A 15,901-nucleotide genomic window follows, 5' to 3' on the forward strand; every position below is an offset into this window, starting at 1 on the left:
ACCGGGAATGCCATGTGGCTGAAATATCGTCCGAAACGCTCCATGCCTCTTGCGTCGCGATCGGCGGCCGTGCTGTGCTGATCGAAGGCTCTTCGGGCGAGGGCAAATCCGATCTCGCGCTGCGTCTGATCGACCGCGGTGCGGCACTGGTGTCCGACGACTATACTCTGTGCCGGCGCGATGCGGGTATCCTGCTCGCCTCGCCGCCGCCGACGATCGCAGGGAAGATCGAAGTGCGCGGCATCGGCATCGTCGAAATGCCGCACGTCGAACACTGCCCCGTCGCCCTTCTGGTGACGATCCTCGACACGCCGCCCCGACTGCCGGAGGGCTCCAGCACGCGCCGGATCGCGGGCATCGATGTGCCCGAACTCGCCCTGCCTGCGCTCGAGGCCTCCGCGCCGATCAAGGTCGAGATCGCGCTCAGGACGTTGGCGGCATGAGCCGGCAATCCCGCAAGAGCATCCTGCTGGTGACCGGATTGTCGGGCGCGGGGAAATCAACCGTGCTGCGCACGCTGGAGGACCTCGGCTGGGAAGTCGTCGACAATCTCCCGCTGCTGCTGCTGAACCGGCTGCTCGACACGGCGCTTCCCGAGGGCAGCGATGGCGACGAGCGGCCGCTGGCGCTCGGAATCGGAACCCGCACCCGCGGCTTCGATCCGGAGAGCATCGTGCGACGCATCAAGAAGCTCCAGGAAGAGCATGGCCACGGCGTCGGCACGCTGTTCCTCGAATGCTCGGGCGCCGAGCTCGAACGCCGCTATTCGGAGACACGCCGGCGCCATCCGCTGGCGCAGGACCGCCCGGCGAGCGACGGCATCGCCCGCGAGCGCGAGCTGCTGCTGCCGCTCAGGCGGTGGTCGAACCGGCTGATCGACACTACCAACCTGACGTCCAACGAACTCGCGCAGCAGATCCGCACGACCTTTTCCGAGGATGCGATCGGCACGACGCTGTCGATCGTCTCGTTCGGCTTTGCACGGGGGCTACCGCGCAACGCCGATCTGGTGTTCGACATGCGCTTCCTGCGCAATCCGCATTGGGTCGATTCGCTGCGTCCGGGCACCGGCAAGGATGCGTCGGTCGCGGACTATGTGATCGCCGATCCCGCGTACCCGCCCGCCCTCGATCAGATCGAATCGCTGCTGCGCTTGCTGATCCCCCGCTATGATGCCGAGGGGAAGGCATATGTGACCGTGGCGTTCGGCTGTACCGGCGGGAGACATCGTTCGGTGCATGTCGCCGAGGAGATGGCGCAGCGGTTGCGCGCGGCCGGATTTTCGCCCACGGTCACGCATCGCGATCTGCAGACCGCCCCGCAGGACTCGCTCGAAGGGCGTCCGCAGGCGGGGTGAACGGGATGAATTCTGAATGATCGGATTGGTACTCGTGACCCATGGCCGGCTGGCGGAGGAATTCGTCGTCGCCATGGAACATGTGGTCGGCAAGCAGGAGGCGATCGCCACGATCTGCATCGGCCCCGAGGATGACATGGAGGAGCGGCGCAGCGACATCGCGGCAGCGATCCAGAAGGTCGACACCGGGCGCGGCGTGGTGCTGTTGACCGACCTGTTCGGCGGCACGCCTTCGAACCTTGCCATCTCGCTGATGGAGACGGGCAAGGTCGAAGTGATCGCCGGAATCAACCTGCCGATGCTGATCCGGCTGGGCGGCGCCCGTAAGACGATGAAGGTCACCGAGGCGGTCGCCGCGGCCCGCGAGGCAGGCAGGAAATATATCACCGTCGCCTCCGAAGTGCTCGGGGAAGCCGCCGCGTGACCGTCGCGCGCCGGACGGTCCGGATCGAGAACCGCAGGGGCCTGCATGCCCGCGCCAGCGCCAAGTTCGTCACGCTCGCTTCGGCCCAGCCGGTGGCGCTGACGGTCGAGAAGGACGGCACGGCCGTGACCGCGACGTCGATCATGGGGCTGATGATGCTGGGCGCTGCCAAGGGCGATTCGATCGTCATTCATGCCGAGGGCGACGGCGCCGAGGCGGCAGTGGACGCACTGGCGCAGCTCGTCCAGGATCGCTTCGGCGAGGATTGAAGCCGGCGCGGCCGCCCATTGCGGCAACCGCCCCCCCAGCCAAGAGCCATTTCCGATGCCGCGCAGCATAACCGCCTTTTCCAATCCGCTGGTCAAGCATGTCCGCCAGCTGCGCGAGAAGCGGCACCGGCGCGAGGTGGGGCAGTTCCTGGCCGAAGGGCTGCGCATCCTTACCGAAGCGCGCGAAGCCGGCCGGCTGCCCGAGCATCTCTTCTACGCCGGCGACATGGCGGGCCACCCGCTGGTGACGGCGCTGGTCGAGGCGACCGAGGCGGCGGGCGGCGAGGCAATCGAGACGACGGCCGACATCCTTTCCAAGCTCTCGGGCAAGGACAATCCGGGCGCGGTCGTCGGCGTCTATGCCGAGTTCGCGGTGGCGCTCGGGCAGATCGACCGGCATCGGGCACCGATCTGGCTGGTCGCCGAGCGGCTGCGCGATCCGGGCAACCTCGGGACGATCCTGCGGACCGCGGACGCGGTGGGCGCCGGCGGGCTGATCCTGATCGGCGAATGTGTCGATCCCTTTTCGGTCGAGGCGGTGCGGGCCAGCATGGGCGCGCTGTTCACCGTGCCGGTCGCCCGTACCGAATGGGCGGCGTTCGAGGCATGGCTGCGCTCCGGGCCGGGGCAACTCGTCGGCCTGAGCCTCGATACCGAATTCGACTATCAGGCGCCGCGCTACGAAGCCCCCACATTCCTCCTGACCGGCAACGAGGCGCAGGGCATGCCCGACGCGATGGCAGCGGCATGCGACCTGCTGGTCAAGATCCCGATGCTCGGCAAGGCCGACAGCCTGAACGCCGCGGTCGCTACCGCAGTGATGGCCTATGAGGTGCTGAACCAGCGGCGACGCTGATCCGGCAAGCCGGCGTTCAGCCGGGCGGTGCGACCAGTGGCTCGAAGGGAGACACCGTGATGCGTACCATGTTGACGATCGCCGCCGCCGCGCTGGCCTGCACCGCAGCCGTTTCGGCGCATGCCCAGGAGCGGCGCGGCGACGGCTATCGGGCACTGGGCACCGAGCCGTTCTGGTCGGTGACGATCGACGCGCGGACGATGCGGTTCGATGCGCCGGGCCGGCGTCCGGTGACGGTCGCCAAGCCGCGGCCGATCATCGGGATCAACGGCACCCGCTACGAAACCCCGCAGATGACCATCGACGTCACGCACATCCCCTGCAACGACGGGATGAGCGACCGGCGCTATCCCGACACGGTGACGGTGCGCACCGGCCGGATGCACTGGCGCGGCTGCGGCGGGACGCCGCGCGCCGGGCACGACCGCTCGGCGATCATCGACGGCACGTGGCGCGTCGAAGCGATCGACGGCCGGCCGCTGCGCGGACCCGAGGCGACGCTGCGCTTCGAGCAGGGCCGCGTCACCGGCACCGGCGGCTGCAACCGGCTTTCGGGCAGCTTCCGCTTCGACGGCGGCCGGCTGAACATCGGCCGGCTGAACCAGACCCGGATGGCCTGCCCCGGCCCGGCGATGCGGCAGGAAGCCGCGATCGTCGAGATCCTGGGCCAGTCGCTGAGCGTCACCACCAACCGCGCCGAGAAGCTGGTGATGACCGCGCGCGACGGACGCCGGATCGTGCTGGCGCCCGAGGCCCCTGCCCCGCGCCCGCGCCGCTGACTCCTACTCCGCAGCCCGCGAAGCCTCGTCGCCGTCACCAGCGGGGGCGAGCTTCGTCAGCGGGCGCGGCGTGGTTTCGACGACCGGCAGCGCCTCGATCCGCTTGGCGCCGGTCGCGACTTCCAGCGCCTCGAACCGCTGGGCCTGAGTGAACACCTGGCTCTCGAGGCTGCCGACCATCGCATTATAGGCGTTGCCGGCGAGTTCGAGATTGCGGCCCAGCTTGGTGACGTGGCTGCCCATCGTCGCCAGCCGCGAATGCAGCTCCTTGCCGAGCGCGGCGATCTCGGCGGCCTGTTCGGCGATCTTCTCCTGCCGCCAGACGCTGGCGACGGTGCGCGCGATCGCGACCAGATTGGTCGGCGTGGCGAGCAGCACGCGGCGCTCGAACGCCCATTCCCACAGCGCCTCGTCCTGCTCGAGCGCGGCGGTGAGGAAGTGTTCGCCGGGAATGTAGAGGATCACATAGTCGGCCGCGTCGCCGAACCGCTCCCAATAGCTTTTAGAGCCGAGCTGCTGGGCATGGTTGCGGATCGCGCCGGCATGCGCCTTGAGGTGTGCGCGGCGCGCCTCGTCATCGACTTCCTCGCTGGCGTCGAGATAGGCGTTGAGCGAGCATTTGGCGTCGATGATGAGCTTGCGCCCGCCGGGCAGGTTGACGACGACGTCGGGGCGCAGCCGCCCGTCCTCGGTATCTACCGAAACCTCGGTGCGGAAATCGACATGGGCGCTGAGCCCGGCATGTTCGAGGACGTTCTTGAGGCTCTGCTCGCCCCAGCGCCCGCGCGCCTTGGGGCTCGAACGGAGCGCATTGACCAGCCGCGCGGTCTCGTCGCGGACCTGGGTATGGCCGAGATGAAGCGTCTTCACGGCTTCGCGCAGCTCGCGATAGCTGCCCTCGCGCTCCTTCTCGACGCGAGTCAGCCCGTCCTCGTAGCGCTTGAGCGTCTCGCGCACCGGATCGAGCAGCGCCTTGAGCTTTTCCTCGCTCTTCTCGCCCGCCTGGTTGAACCGCTGATCGGCACGCTCGAGGAAATTCTTCTGCGCTTCGCCGAGCACGCGCGTGGCGAGTTCGGCAAAGCGCGCCTCCATGCCGGTCGTTTCCGCCTTGAGCGTCGCGAGATCGGTCTGCGCGCGGCCAAGATCGGCGGCGGCGGCGCGGAACTCGCCTTCCCATTTGTCGCGCTCGACCCGCATCTTCGCTTCGCCGCGGCTGCCGAGGAACCAGCCGAGCGCAAGGCCGAGCAGCAGCGCGCCGGCGACGATCAGGACGGTTTCAAAACCCACGCAAATCTCCCGAAGGTCTCACTAAGGTCGCACCTCCGCGCGCGGACGCGCCCCTGCGCGCGCCCGCGCGAGAGAGCACAGGATAATGGGAACATAGCTGGAACGATGCGTGTAGGACAGCCCTTTCTGCGCACACGCCGGAACTCGCCTCGGAACGCCTCCGTTGGGAGCACGACAAACCCCTGAGCAAGGAGAGAAAGCGATGTCGATCGCCGAAATGATCAAGGCCCATCCCGATGTGGCGGGCAATCTGAACGAGCCGCTAGCGACGGCGGTACGCCACGCGATGTTCTGCGCCGCCATCTGCAACAGCTGCGCCGATGCGTGCGTGGCCGAGGAAATGGACATGCGGCGGTGCATCCGCCTCTGCCTCGACTGTTCGGACGTCTGCACCGCGACCTACCGGATCGCGACCCGGCGGACAGCGAGCAACGAGGAACTCATCCAGGCGACGCTGCGCCTCTGCATCCAGGCGTGCGAGACCTGCGCGGCGGAGTGCGAGAAGCACGACAACGACCATTGCCGCCGCTGCGCGCAGATGTGCCGCGAATGCGCCCGCGACTGCAGGGCCGCGCTGGAGACGTTCTGACCGGAAATGGAGGGCCGGTGTCGGGACCGACGGCCGGCCCTTCGGCTCAAGCCGCGGCCTTGCGGGCCTTTTCGAGCTTTTTCAGGATCATCTGGCGCTTGAGGCGCGAGAGATGGTCGATGAAGACGATGCCTTCGAGATGGTCCATCTCGTGCTGGATGCAGGTGGCGAACAGGCCTTCGAAGATCTCGTCATGCGCCTCGCCCTGCGCGTCGAGCCACTTCACGCGGCAGCGGGCGGGACGATCGACGTCGGCGAACTGATCGGGGACCGAGAGGCACCCCTCGGTATAAGTCGACATCTCTTCGGCGGGATCGAGAATCTCGGGATTGATGAAGACGCGCGGGTCGCGGATCGGCTTGCCTTCCTCGTCCTCTTCCTCCTGCAGATCCATCACGACGATCCGCTTGGGCACGCCGACCTGAATCGCGGCGAGGCCGATGCCGGGCGCGGCGTACATCGTATCGAACATGTCGTCGATCAGCTTGCGGACATCGTCGTCCACCGTTTCGACGGGAGTCGAGACGGTCTTCAGACGGGGATCGGGCACTTCGAGGATGGGTAGGATCGCCATGCCCGCGATTTAAGGACTTAGTCGCGGCGAATCAATCGGTGCCGCCTGCAAGGCGGCGAGGCGGGCGCGGTCGAGTCCAGATGGCGCTATGTGTGCGGCACGTCCCTCGCCTTCGCTCGGGACGGACGAGGTTCCGCTCCGCTCCAGGCAGGGCCGCGCCTTGCCTCAGACGACCGGGCGGCGCGCGCGGAGCGCCTGGGCGAGCGTGCCTTCGTCGAGATAGTCGAGCTCGCCCCCCACCGGCAGGCCATGGGCGAGTTGCGTGACGCGCACCGGATAGCTCTCGATCCGCTCGGCGATGTAATGCGCGGTGGTCTGGCCCTCCAGCGTCGCGTTCATCGCGAGGACGACTTCGTCGATGCCGCCGGCGGCGATGCGGCGGACGAGGCCGTCGATCGCGAGATCCTCCGGCCGTACGCCGTCGAGCGCCGAGAGCCGGCCGCCGAGCACATGGAACTTGCCGGGGAACAGCCGCGAGCGATCGAGCGCCCAGAGATCGGCGACTTCCTCGACCACGCAGAGCGCCCGCCCCTCGCGCCGCGGATCGGCGCAGATGCCGCAGGGATCGGTGGTGTCGACATTGCCGCAGATCGAACAGGTGGCGAGCTTTTCCGAAACCGCCCCCAGCGCGGCGAGCAGCGGCTCGAGCGCCGTCTCGCGCTTCTTGAGCAAGTGCAGCACCGCGCGGCGCGCCGAGCGGGGGCCGAGGCCGGGCAGTCGGGAAAGCGCCTGGGTGAGCGCGTCGATTTCAGGAGAGGCCATGGCCGGGAGATAGGAGTTTCGCGCGGCGAAGGGAATTGACCACGAAGCGATGCCGGGTTGCGAACCCTCCCTTCCGCCGCATAGGCACGCGCCATGAAAATCGTCTTCATGGGAACGCCCGGCTTTGCCGTGCCGGTGCTCGACGCGCTGGTCGAGGCCGGGCACGAGATCGTCGCGGCATACAGCCAGCCGCCGCGGCGCGCGGGACGCGGCAAGGCGCTGACTCCCTCGCCGGTGCAGGCGCGCGCCGAGGCGCTGGGCATAGCGACGCGCACGCCGGTGTCGCTGAAGGATGCCGAGGCGCAGGCGGCGTTCGCCGCGCTCGGCGCCGATGCGGCGGTGGTGGCGGCCTATGGCCTGATCCTGCCGCGCGCGGTGCTCGACGCGCCGCGGCTGGGGTGCCTCAACGTCCACGCCTCGCTGCTGCCGCGCTGGCGCGGGGCGGCGCCGATCCAGCGCGCGATCCTGGCAGGCGACGCCGAGACCGGAGTCGGCATCATGCAGATGGAGGCGGGACTCGACACGGGGCCGGTGCGGCTGGAGGCGCGCACGCCGATCGACGCCAAGACGGCGGGCGAACTGACCGAGGAACTGAGCGCGATGGGCGCGCGGCTGATGCTGGAAGTGCTCGCCGAACCCGGCGCGCATCCTCCGGTGCCGCAGCCCGAGCACGGAGTCACCCATGCGCCCAAGATCGACAAGGCCGAGGCGCGGCTCGACTTCACGCAGCGCGCCGACGCAGTCGAGCGGCAAGTGCGTGCGTTCAATCCGGCGCCCGGCGCGTATTTCGAAGTCGCAGGCGAGCGCGTGCGCGTACATGCGGCGGAAGTGGTCGAGGGCAACGGCGCGCCGGGCACGGTGCTCGACGATGCGCTGACGATCGCCTGCGGCTGTGGCGCGATCCGCCCGGTGACGGTGCAGCGCGCCGGACGCGGCGTGATGAAGGCCGACGAGCTGCTGCGCGGATTCGCGATCCCGCCGGGCAGCGTGCTGGCGTGACTCGCTTCGCGCTGACGATCGAATTCGACGGGCGGCCGTTCATGGGCTGGCAGCGGCAGGATCATGGGCCGAGCGTGCAGGCGGCGATCGAGGACGCCGCCTTTGCGGTCACGGGCGAGGATGCCGTGGTGCATGGCGCGGGACGCACCGATGCGGGAGTCCATGCACTGGCGATGCGCGCGCATCTCGACATCGCCAAGCCGATCGCGGCGTTCCGGCTGATGGAAGCGCTCAACGCGCGGCTGCGGCCCGACCCGGTGGCGGTGCTGGCGTGCGAGGCGGTGGCGGACGACTGGCACGCGCGCTTTTCGTGTGTGGGCCGCGCGTATGAGTATCGGATCGTCAACCGGCGCGCGCCGCTGACCTGGGAGAAAGGGCTGGCGTGGCAGGTGGCGCGGCCGCTCGAAGTGGCGGCGATGCAGGAAGCCGCAGCGGTGCTGGTGGGACGCCATGACTTCACCACCTTCCGATCGGCGCATTGCCAGGCGCAGAGCCCCGAAAAGACGCTAGATCGGCTGGAAGTGACACGCGCGGGCGACCGCGTGTTCGTGGCGGCGGCCGCGCGCTCGTTCCTGCATCATCAGGTGCGCTCGATGGTCGGGTGCCTGGCGCTGGTGGGGCAAGGGCAATGGACGCCCGAGGACATGCGCGCGGCGCTGCAGGCGAAGGACCGCGCCGCGCTGGGGCTGAACGCGCCGCCCGACGGGCTGTTCTTCGTGCGGGCGGTGTATCCCGGAGACGGGATCAGCGACTGAACTTCGCCGCGAGCTCGACATGGGTCGACCAGCGGAACTGGCCGACGGGCTGGATCCAGTCGAGCCGGTAGCCGCCCTTGCACAGAGTCTCGGCATCGCGCGCGAAGGTACTGGGATTGCACGAAACATAGGCAACGATAGGAACTGCCGACGCGGCGATTTCGGCTATCTGCTCCTTGGCGCCGGCGCGCGGCGGATCGAGGACCACAGCGTCGAAATGGTCGAGGTCCTTCGGCGCGACCGGGCGGCGGAACAGGTCGCGATGATCCGCGAAGAGCTGGCGGCGCGCGCCCGCGGCGGCCGCCTTGAGCGCGAGGATCGGCTCGCGCGCGCCTTCGGCCGCATAGACGCGCGCTTCCGGGAAGGCCAAGGCGAAGGTGCCGAGACCGGCGAAGAGATCGGCGACCTTGCCCGCCTCCTCTGCCGCCTCGCGCACTGCGGCGACCAGCGCCGCCTCGCCCTCCGCCGTCGCCTGAAGGAAAGAACCGCCGGGGAACGGCACCGGCACGCCGCCGAGCGTCACCGTCACCGGATCGGGCTCCCAGCGCGGCTGCGCGCCATAGCCGTCGTCGATCGCGAGCCGGGCGAGGTCGTGGCGATAGGCGAAGGCAGTGATCGCTTCGGCGGCGGCGAGGCTGTCGTCAGCGATTCGGCCGATGCGCACGTCGACGCCCTGATCGGTGCAGGCGAGGTGAACGTCGGAACGGCCCGATGCGGGCAGCATCGCCGCGAGCAGCCCCCGCAGCGGCGCGATCAGCGCGAACAGCTCGGGCGCGAGGACATGGCATTCGGCGATGTCGATCAGACGGTGGCTGCCCTGCTCGGTAAAGCCAAGATGGACCTGACGGCCGCGCCGCTCGGCATGGAGCGTGGCGCGGCGGCGCGTGTGCGGGGGCGAGAGCTGCGGCGTGCGGATCGGAGCCGAGAGGCCGTGCTGGGCGAGCGCTCCGGCGATCCTGTCGACGATGAAGCCGCTCCAGCTCGCATCGTCGAGATGCTGGAGCTGACAGCCGCCGCAGTCGGGGAAATGGCGGCAGGGGGGCGTGCGATGATGCGGGCCGCGCACGATGCCGCCGTCGGCGCGCAGCCGATCGCCCGGCGCAGCGAGCGGCACATGGCGTCCGTCGCGCGTCACGCCGTCGCCGCGCGCCGCGACGCGGACGATGTCTCCAGGCTCGGGCGCGGCGTCGTTCACAGGCATTCGGCGATTGCTTCCGGGATATGGTGGATGAGCGTGTCGGCGTGAAAGGCGGGGCCGGCGCGCTGGGCGGCGCGGGCGTGGAGCCAGACCGCCGCCTCGGCCGCGGCGTCATGGCCGTGCGGCAGCCGCGCGGCAAGGAGCCCGGCGAGGACGTCACCGGTCCCGGCAGTGGACAACCAGGAAGAGGCTCCGGCGAGCACCCGCACCTGCCCCTGCGGCGTGGCGACGACCGTGTCGCCGCCCTTGTGGAGGATGGTCGCACCGCTGGCGTGCGCGGCGGCGAGAGTCCGCTCGATCTTGCTCCGCTCCCCCGAGCCGAACAGCCGGTCGAACTCGCCGCCGTGCGGCGTGAGCCAGAGCGGCGCTGCTCGTTCGCGCACCGCATCGAGACCGTCGCTGCCAACCAGGGTGAGCGCATCGCCGTCGAGCACCAGCGGATGCGGCGAACGCAGCGCCTCGGCGAGCAGCGTACGGGCCCATGAGTCGCGCCCCAGGCCGGGCCCGGCGACGAGCGCGGCGATGCGATCATCATCGAAGAGGGCGCGTAGCTCCTCGACGTTCGAGACGGTGCGGCGGACGAGCGCGTCGGGGCCGCCCTGCTCCACCTGCTTTCCCGCCAGGATGCAATAGCCCGCCCCACCCGCGAGCGCCGCCCGCGCCGCGAGCCGGGCGGCGCCGGGCATCGCGCCTTCGAGCACGACGACCAGCCCGCGCGTATATTTGTGCGCGTGCACCGCCGGCGGCGCGATGCGCGGCCGCGCGGCCGTGCGCCAGTCGCCGGTCACGGGAACGCCGATATCGGCAAGAAAGAGATGGCCGCAGCGTTCGAGCCCGTCGCCGAGCAGATGCGCTGGCTTGAGCGCGCCGAGCGCCACGGTGGCGCCGATTCCGCGGGGGGCGCCGAGGCTCGCGCCGCTGTCGGTATCGAGACCGCTCGGCAAGTCGATCGCGAGCGCGAAATCGGCAGCGGCGACGAGACGTGCGAGCGCTTCGGCGACGTCCTCGTCGAGCGGACGTGTCATGCCGGTGCCGAACAGCCCGTCGATCAGCAACCGCCGCGGCCGGGCGTCGATCAAAGCCACCGTCGGCCCGGCCCAGCGTGCGCGCATCGCGGCTGCGGCTCCCGCCTTCGGGGCTCCGAGCGCGGCAACCTCGACGTCGCAGCCGGCCTCGGCGAGATGCCGCGCGACGACATAGGCGTCCCCGCCGTTGTTGCCGGGCCCGGCGAGGACGAGCACATGGCGACCGACGGCGAAGCGCGCCGCCTCGCGCGCGACGACGGCACCGGCACGCTCCATCAGCGCTTCCTGCGACACGCCCGACGCGAACACCGCCTGTTCGGCGGCGACCATCGCCGCGGCAGTCAGGATCGGAGCGCCGGACGGAATCCGCATCACGGCAGCGCCCTGGAGTTCACAGTGGCGGGAAGCCGATAACGGGCGCCGCCGAGCGCGACTTCGATCTCGGTCTCGCTGCGCGGGATCACCAGCGCAGGCTCGGCACCATCGGCGGCGACGACGCCGCGGCCGTCGCGAGTCACGAGCAGCCGGCGGAAGCCGCCATCGGGGTGCCGCAGCGTGAGAAAAAGTCCGTCCTGCGACTGCACCCGGTCCACCGTGCAGACCGGGGCGAATTCGCTTGTGCCGAGCGGCGAACAGACGATCCTGCCCTCGTCCGACGCCATGGCGGCACGATGTTCTTTCGCCGCGGCCTGCGCCGCCTTGTCGGGCAGCGGCACTTCGCAGCCGGCCAGCAGGATGGCGCCCAGCAGAACACCGGCGCGGAGCGGATGCGCCGCCGCGCCCGCGCCCCGGCGGGCCGCCCCGGCCAATGATGACGAAAGCGTGGAATCCGGTCGTTCAGATATCCGCGTAGACATGGGTTTCGGCGCTGGCTCCCGGGTGCGTGACCGCCCCCCTATAGGCCGGGCCGACCGTTTGCGAATAGCGCCACAGGGCGCCTGCCTGATAGTCGTTGACGCGCGGGCGCCAGGCGGCGCGGCGCTGCGCGAGCACGTCGTCGGGCAGGTCGAGGTCGATCGTCCCGGCTTCGGCATCGATGCGGATGATGTCGCCATCCTCGATCAATGCGATCGGGCCGCCTTCGGCTGCCTCGGGCCCGACATGGCCGATGCAGAATCCGCGCGTGGCGCCGGAGAAGCGACCGTCGGTGATGAGCGCAACCTTCTCACCCATGCCGAGGCCATAGAGCGCGGCGGTGGTCGACAGCATCTCGCGCATGCCGGGACCGCCCCGAGGCCCCTCGTAGCGAATGACCACGACTTCGCCCTCGACGATCCGCCGCTGCTCGACCGCCGCGAACGCATCCTCCTCGCAATCGAAGACGCGCGCAGGCCCCTCGAACTGGAGCCGGTGCATCCCCGCCACCTTCACGATGGCCCCGTCGGGCGCCAGCGTGCCGCGCAGGCCCACGACGCCGCCGGTGGGCGACAGCGGGGTGCGGACATCGTGGATCACCTTCTGATCGGGATTCCACGTCACCTGATCGATGTTCTCGCCCAGCGTCTTTCCCGTGACGGTCATGCACTCGCCGTCAAGGAAGCCGCCCGCAAGCATCGTCTTCATCAGCATGTAGACGCCGCCGGCTTCATGCATGTCCTTGGCGACATAGTTGCCACCGGGCTTGAGGTCGGCGATGTAAGGGGTTGATTTGAAAGCCTCTGCAACATCGAACAAGTCGAATTCGATTCCCGCCTCATTGGCCATCGCCGGCAGGTGGAGCGCGGCGTTGGTCGAGCCGCCGGTGGCGGCGACGACGCGCGCGGCGTTGACGAAGGCCGAGCGGGTGCAGATGTCGCGCGGGCGCATATTGCGCTCGACGAGCTCCATCACCTGCGCGCCCGCGGCGACTGCGATCTGTTCACGCGTAGTATAAGGAGCGGGGACCATGTTGCTGTTTGGCAGGGACAATCCGATCGCCTCTCCGACGCACGCCATGGTGTTCGCCGTGAACTGGCCGCCGCACGCGCCATGGCCGGGACAGGCGACCTTTTCGAGCTCATGGACTTCGGACAGCGGACAGGTCCCGGCGGCATAGCGGCCGACAACTTCGAACACGTCGACGACGGTGACGTCCTTGCCGTGATAGCGGCCCGGGAGGATCGACCCGCCATAGACGAAGATAGACGGGATATTGAGCCGCAGCATCGCCATCATCATGCCGGGCAGCGACTTGTCGCACCCCGCGAAACCGACCAGCGCGTCGTAGCAATGGCCGCGCACCGAAAGCTCGACCGAATCGGCGATCACTTCGCGGCTGACGAGCGAGGATTTCATCCCCTGATGCCCCATCGCGATCCCGTCGGTGACGGTGATCGTGTTGAACCGCCGAGGCATGCCGCCGTTCTGGATCACGCCTTCGCGGGCCGCGTTCGCCTGGGCATCGAGCGTGGTGTTGCAGGGCGCGCTGTCGTTGCCGGCGCTCGCCAGCGCGACGAAGGGCTTGGCGATGTCCGCCTCGTCGATGCCCATGGCGTAGTAATAGCTGCGGTGCGGGGCGCGCTCGGGTCCGACGGAGACGTGGCGGCTCGGAAGGCGGGATTTGTCGAAGCGATTGGTCATGGCGCGACAGCCTATGTCGCGGATGATGCCTCCTACGCAAGACTATTACGCAGAAGATGTGTCGCAAGCTCGGCGAGCACCGCGCTCCAGCGCTCGGCGCCGGTATCGTCGGCGATCAGATCGTTGCGGATCTCGATCGCGATCGAAGGGATGCCCTGCGCCTCGGCATGACGGTTGAGCGTCGCGTTGAACTGACGCCCCGAATAGGGTTCGTTGTCGCCGACCGCGAACCCTTTCCCGGCCAGCCAGTCGAGCGCCGGGCGCGCGGCACGCGCATCGCGATTGTAGAGCACGCCGATTTCCCACGGCCGCTGCGTGCCGCCTGCTTCGAGCTGCGGCGTGAAACTGTGGATCGCGAGGATCAGCTTCGGGCGGACGGCGCGAATCCGCGCGGCGATCGCACGATGATAGGGCGCGTGGAAGCGCGCGATGCGGGCGAAGCGATCGGCGCCGACATTAGCGGGAATCGTATGGCCGTCGCTTTCCTCGGGCACCAGCTTCGCGTGATCGGGCTCGCGGTGGAGGTCGATCACGAGGCGCGAAATGGTGGCGAGAACCGCCGGCGCGCCGAGCCGGTGCGCGAGCAGGCGCGTGACGGCGCCAGCGCCGATATCGACGCCGATGTGTCGGGCGAGCAGATCGGGCGCGATCGGGATATCGGGGACTGTTTCCGCCGAGGCATGGTCGCAGAGCAGCAGCAGGTCGCGCGCGGCGCCGTCGAGCACTTCGGCCGCGGTCATGCGAAGCGCGGCCGGCGGCGGTTGCGGAAGGAATCGAGCCCCTCGGCGAATTCGTCGCTGCCGAAGCGCGCCTCGAACGCATCGTCGAGGGCTTCATCGGCGGGATCGGCGAGCGTGCGCTTGAGCAGGCGGATCGCCACCGGCGCATTGGCGGCGATGCGATCGGCGAAGACGCGGGCGAGCGGCTCGGCCTCCTCGGTGGCGATTTCGGCGAGGCCGATCGCCGCGGCTTCGGGCGCTTCGAGGATCTCGGCCGAATAGAGCAGTCGCGCCGCCTGCCCCTTCCCCACCTGCGCCACGAGCCGGGCGACATCTTCGCGCGGGTAGCCGAGGCCGAGCTTGGCGGGCGTCACCGCGAATTGCGCGCCCGCGCCGGCGACGCGCAGGTCACAGGCGAGCGCCAGCGCCACGCCCGCGCCGTAGCAGCCGCCGTCGATCGCGGCGATCACCGGAATGGGGAGCGCGGCGAGGCCATCGATCGCATCACGCATGGCGATGCGGAAACGCGTACGGACGATCGGGCGCTGGCGGAGCAGCTCGAACTCGCCGAGATCGGCGCCGGCAGTGAAGACCAGCGGAACCGCCGAACGCAGCAGGACGACGCGAGCGTCGCTCGCCGCGATCTCGCGCACGGCAGCGGCAAGCGATTCCCAGCCGGCGATCGACAGCGCATTGCGCGCATCGGGCCGGTGGAGCGTGACAAGGGCGAGCGGCCCTTCGCGCGTGGTTTCGATCATGCCGATGCTGTGCCGGGGATGGCGGCGCTTGTCACGGGGTGGCGCCCGCCCGAAGGCGGGGGCCACCGACGGACGTCCCGCTCCCGGCGCTCGATCCGCTGGTGCACTGACTAGTCGCGGAAGGCGAACGGGAAGTTTCGCGCAATGGTAAAGACGCGGCTAGGCGAGAATCGTCTCGGCGCACCACCAGCGCGGCCGGGCGGTGCGGATCGCGGCGGCGGCGGCGGCGCAGGCGGCGGCGCTGTCGTAAAGCGCGAAGCAGGTCGCTCCCGAGCCCGACATGCGGACGAGAAGCGCACCGGGCTGTTCGGCGAGCCGGCCGAGCACGTCGGCGATCACGGGGGCGACGGCGCAGGCAGGCGCTTCGAGGTCATTGCGGCCGCATTGCGCCGCTTCGAGCGCCTCTCCGTCGGGAAGCGGGCCGCGATCGATTCCGTCCCAGCGGCGAAACACCTCGGCAGTCGAGACGGCGACGCCCGGGTTGACCAGCAGCACGGCGCGCGGCGGGAGGCCGGCAAGCGGCTCGAGCGCCTCGCCGCGGCCGCGGCCCAGCGCGGTGCGTCCAAGCAGGCAGGCGGGCACGTCCGATCCGAGCGCGGCGGCGATTTCGAAGAGCGCCGGATCGTCGGGCGCACGGCCGCAGTGGCGGGCGAGCGCGCGCAATGTCGCCGCCGCGTCCGCCGAACCGCCACCGATGCCCGAGGCGACGGGCAGGTGCTTCACCAGTTCGATCGGCGGAATAGTGTCGAGCCCGAAACGCGAGGCGAAAGCGACGGCGGCACGCGTGACGAGATTGTCGGCGGTATCGCCAAGCGCGGGGGCGAAGGGGCCGGTGACGCGAAGACCCTCCCCCTCGCCGCCGAGCCGCACCTCGTCGCCGAGCGCCACGAAGGCGAACAGCGTTTCGAGTTCGTGATAGCCGTCGGCGCGGCGGCGGCGGACGTGGAGCGCCAGGTTGAGCTTGGCGCGCGCGGGTTCGACGATCATGGCG

19 protein-coding genes are annotated in these 15,901 nt (G+C 69.7%); 9 read left to right on the forward strand and 10 right to left on the reverse strand.

Annotated features, from left to right (window positions below; all coding sequences use genetic code 11):
• Positions 1–14: 14 nt before the first annotated feature.
• The 6 genes from H7V21_RS02795 to H7V21_RS02820 are packed head-to-tail and all read left to right on the forward strand — an operon-like array spanning position 15 to position 3,685.
• Positions 15–443, forward strand: a complete 429-nt coding sequence (locus tag H7V21_RS02795; RefSeq protein WP_188055113.1) for an HPr kinase/phosphorylase — start codon at positions 15–17, stop codon at positions 441–443.
• A complete protein-coding gene (rapZ, locus tag H7V21_RS02800) occupies positions 440–1,357 on the forward strand; it encodes an RNase adapter RapZ (protein ID WP_188055114.1) in 918 nt (305 codons plus the stop codon). Before H7V21_RS02795 ends, rapZ begins: the two co-directional genes overlap by 4 nt.
• A gap of 16 nt (positions 1,358–1,373) precedes the next feature.
• A complete protein-coding gene (locus tag H7V21_RS02805) occupies positions 1,374–1,781 on the forward strand; it encodes a PTS sugar transporter subunit IIA (protein ID WP_188055115.1) in 408 nt (135 codons plus the stop codon).
• Positions 1,778–2,050 carry an HPr family phosphocarrier protein gene (locus H7V21_RS02810; RefSeq protein WP_188055116.1) on the forward strand — a complete coding sequence of 91 codons (273 nt, stop codon included), beginning with the start codon at positions 1,778–1,780 and terminating at the stop codon, positions 2,048–2,050. The genes H7V21_RS02805 and H7V21_RS02810 overlap by 4 nt, the downstream gene beginning before the upstream one ends.
• Positions 2,051–2,105: 55 nt before the next feature.
• Positions 2,106–2,906 (forward strand): TrmH family RNA methyltransferase, encoded by an 801-nt coding sequence (locus H7V21_RS02815; protein WP_188055117.1) that lies wholly within the window; start codon positions 2,106–2,108, stop codon positions 2,904–2,906.
• A 59-nt stretch (positions 2,907–2,965) separates the two neighbouring features.
• Entirely contained in the window at positions 2,966–3,685 is a 720-nt protein-coding gene (locus H7V21_RS02820) for an META domain-containing protein (RefSeq protein ID WP_188055118.1), read from the forward strand.
• Between the two features lie 3 nt (positions 3,686–3,688).
• Here H7V21_RS02820 and H7V21_RS02825 read toward each other — a convergent pair whose 3' ends face one another.
• On the reverse strand, positions 3,689–4,972 hold the full coding sequence (locus tag H7V21_RS02825) for a DNA recombination protein RmuC (RefSeq protein ID WP_262503977.1): 1,284 nt from the start codon (positions 4,970–4,972) through the stop codon (positions 3,689–3,691).
• Between the two features lie 202 nt (positions 4,973–5,174).
• Between H7V21_RS02825 and H7V21_RS02830 the strand changes: the two genes are divergently transcribed.
• Complete coding sequence (locus tag H7V21_RS02830) at positions 5,175–5,561, forward strand: four-helix bundle copper-binding protein (RefSeq protein ID WP_188055119.1); 387 nt, start codon at positions 5,175–5,177, stop codon at positions 5,559–5,561.
• Positions 5,562–5,607: 46 nt separating this feature from the next.
• On the opposite strand, the gene def is transcribed toward H7V21_RS02830, so the two are convergent.
• Positions 5,608–6,135 carry a peptide deformylase gene (gene def / locus H7V21_RS02835; RefSeq protein ID WP_188055120.1) on the reverse strand — a complete coding sequence of 176 codons (528 nt, stop codon included), beginning with the start codon at positions 6,133–6,135 and terminating at the stop codon, positions 5,608–5,610.
• Between the two features lie 165 nt (positions 6,136–6,300).
• Positions 6,301–6,897, reverse strand: a complete 597-nt coding sequence (gene recR / locus H7V21_RS02840) for a recombination mediator RecR (RefSeq protein WP_188055121.1) — start codon at positions 6,895–6,897, stop codon at positions 6,301–6,303.
• A gap of 93 nt (positions 6,898–6,990) precedes the next feature.
• On the opposite strand from recR, the gene fmt reads away from it, so the two are divergent.
• Positions 6,991–7,896 carry a methionyl-tRNA formyltransferase gene (gene fmt / locus H7V21_RS02845; RefSeq protein ID WP_188055122.1) on the forward strand — a complete coding sequence of 302 codons (906 nt, stop codon included), beginning with the start codon at positions 6,991–6,993 and terminating at the stop codon, positions 7,894–7,896.
• Positions 7,893–8,651: a tRNA pseudouridine(38-40) synthase TruA gene (truA, locus tag H7V21_RS02850; RefSeq protein WP_188055123.1), complete on the forward strand. Its 759-nt coding sequence runs from the start codon at positions 7,893–7,895 to the stop codon at positions 8,649–8,651. Before fmt ends, truA begins: the two co-directional genes overlap by 4 nt.
• On the opposite strand, the gene H7V21_RS02855 is transcribed toward truA, so the two are convergent.
• From H7V21_RS02855 to H7V21_RS02885, 7 genes are all read right to left on the reverse strand, one after another.
• Entirely contained in the window at positions 8,641–9,852 is a 1,212-nt protein-coding gene (locus H7V21_RS02855; RefSeq protein ID WP_188055124.1) for a class I SAM-dependent RNA methyltransferase, read from the reverse strand. The genes truA and H7V21_RS02855 overlap by 11 nt on opposite strands.
• Entirely contained in the window at positions 9,843–11,246 is a 1,404-nt protein-coding gene (locus H7V21_RS02860) for an NAD(P)H-hydrate dehydratase (protein WP_188055125.1), read from the reverse strand. The genes H7V21_RS02855 and H7V21_RS02860 overlap by 10 nt, the downstream gene beginning before the upstream one ends.
• Entirely contained in the window at positions 11,246–11,683 is a 438-nt protein-coding gene (locus tag H7V21_RS02865; RefSeq protein WP_316715490.1) for a hypothetical protein, read from the reverse strand. The genes H7V21_RS02860 and H7V21_RS02865 overlap by 1 nt, the downstream gene beginning before the upstream one ends.
• 28 nt (positions 11,684–11,711) lie before the next feature.
• Positions 11,712–13,433, reverse strand: a complete 1,722-nt coding sequence (gene ilvD, locus H7V21_RS02870) for a dihydroxy-acid dehydratase (RefSeq protein WP_188055126.1) — start codon at positions 13,431–13,433, stop codon at positions 11,712–11,714.
• Between the two features lie 32 nt (positions 13,434–13,465).
• A complete protein-coding gene (locus tag H7V21_RS02875; protein WP_188055127.1) occupies positions 13,466–14,173 on the reverse strand; it encodes an N-formylglutamate amidohydrolase in 708 nt (235 codons plus the stop codon).
• Positions 14,170–14,910, reverse strand: coding sequence for an enoyl-CoA hydratase/isomerase family protein (locus H7V21_RS02880; protein ID WP_188055128.1), 741 nt, complete (start codon positions 14,908–14,910; stop codon positions 14,170–14,172). The genes H7V21_RS02875 and H7V21_RS02880 overlap by 4 nt, the downstream gene beginning before the upstream one ends.
• A 159-nt stretch (positions 14,911–15,069) precedes the next feature.
• Entirely contained in the window at positions 15,070–15,897 is an 828-nt protein-coding gene (locus tag H7V21_RS02885) for a 4-(cytidine 5'-diphospho)-2-C-methyl-D-erythritol kinase (protein ID WP_188055129.1), read from the reverse strand.
• Positions 15,898–15,901: the final 4 nt, after the last annotated feature.

Origin of the sequence: Sphingosinithalassobacter sp. CS137 (assembly GCF_014334115.1) — a bacterium.
Lineage (GTDB): Bacteria > Pseudomonadota > Alphaproteobacteria > Sphingomonadales > Sphingomonadaceae > Sphingomonas.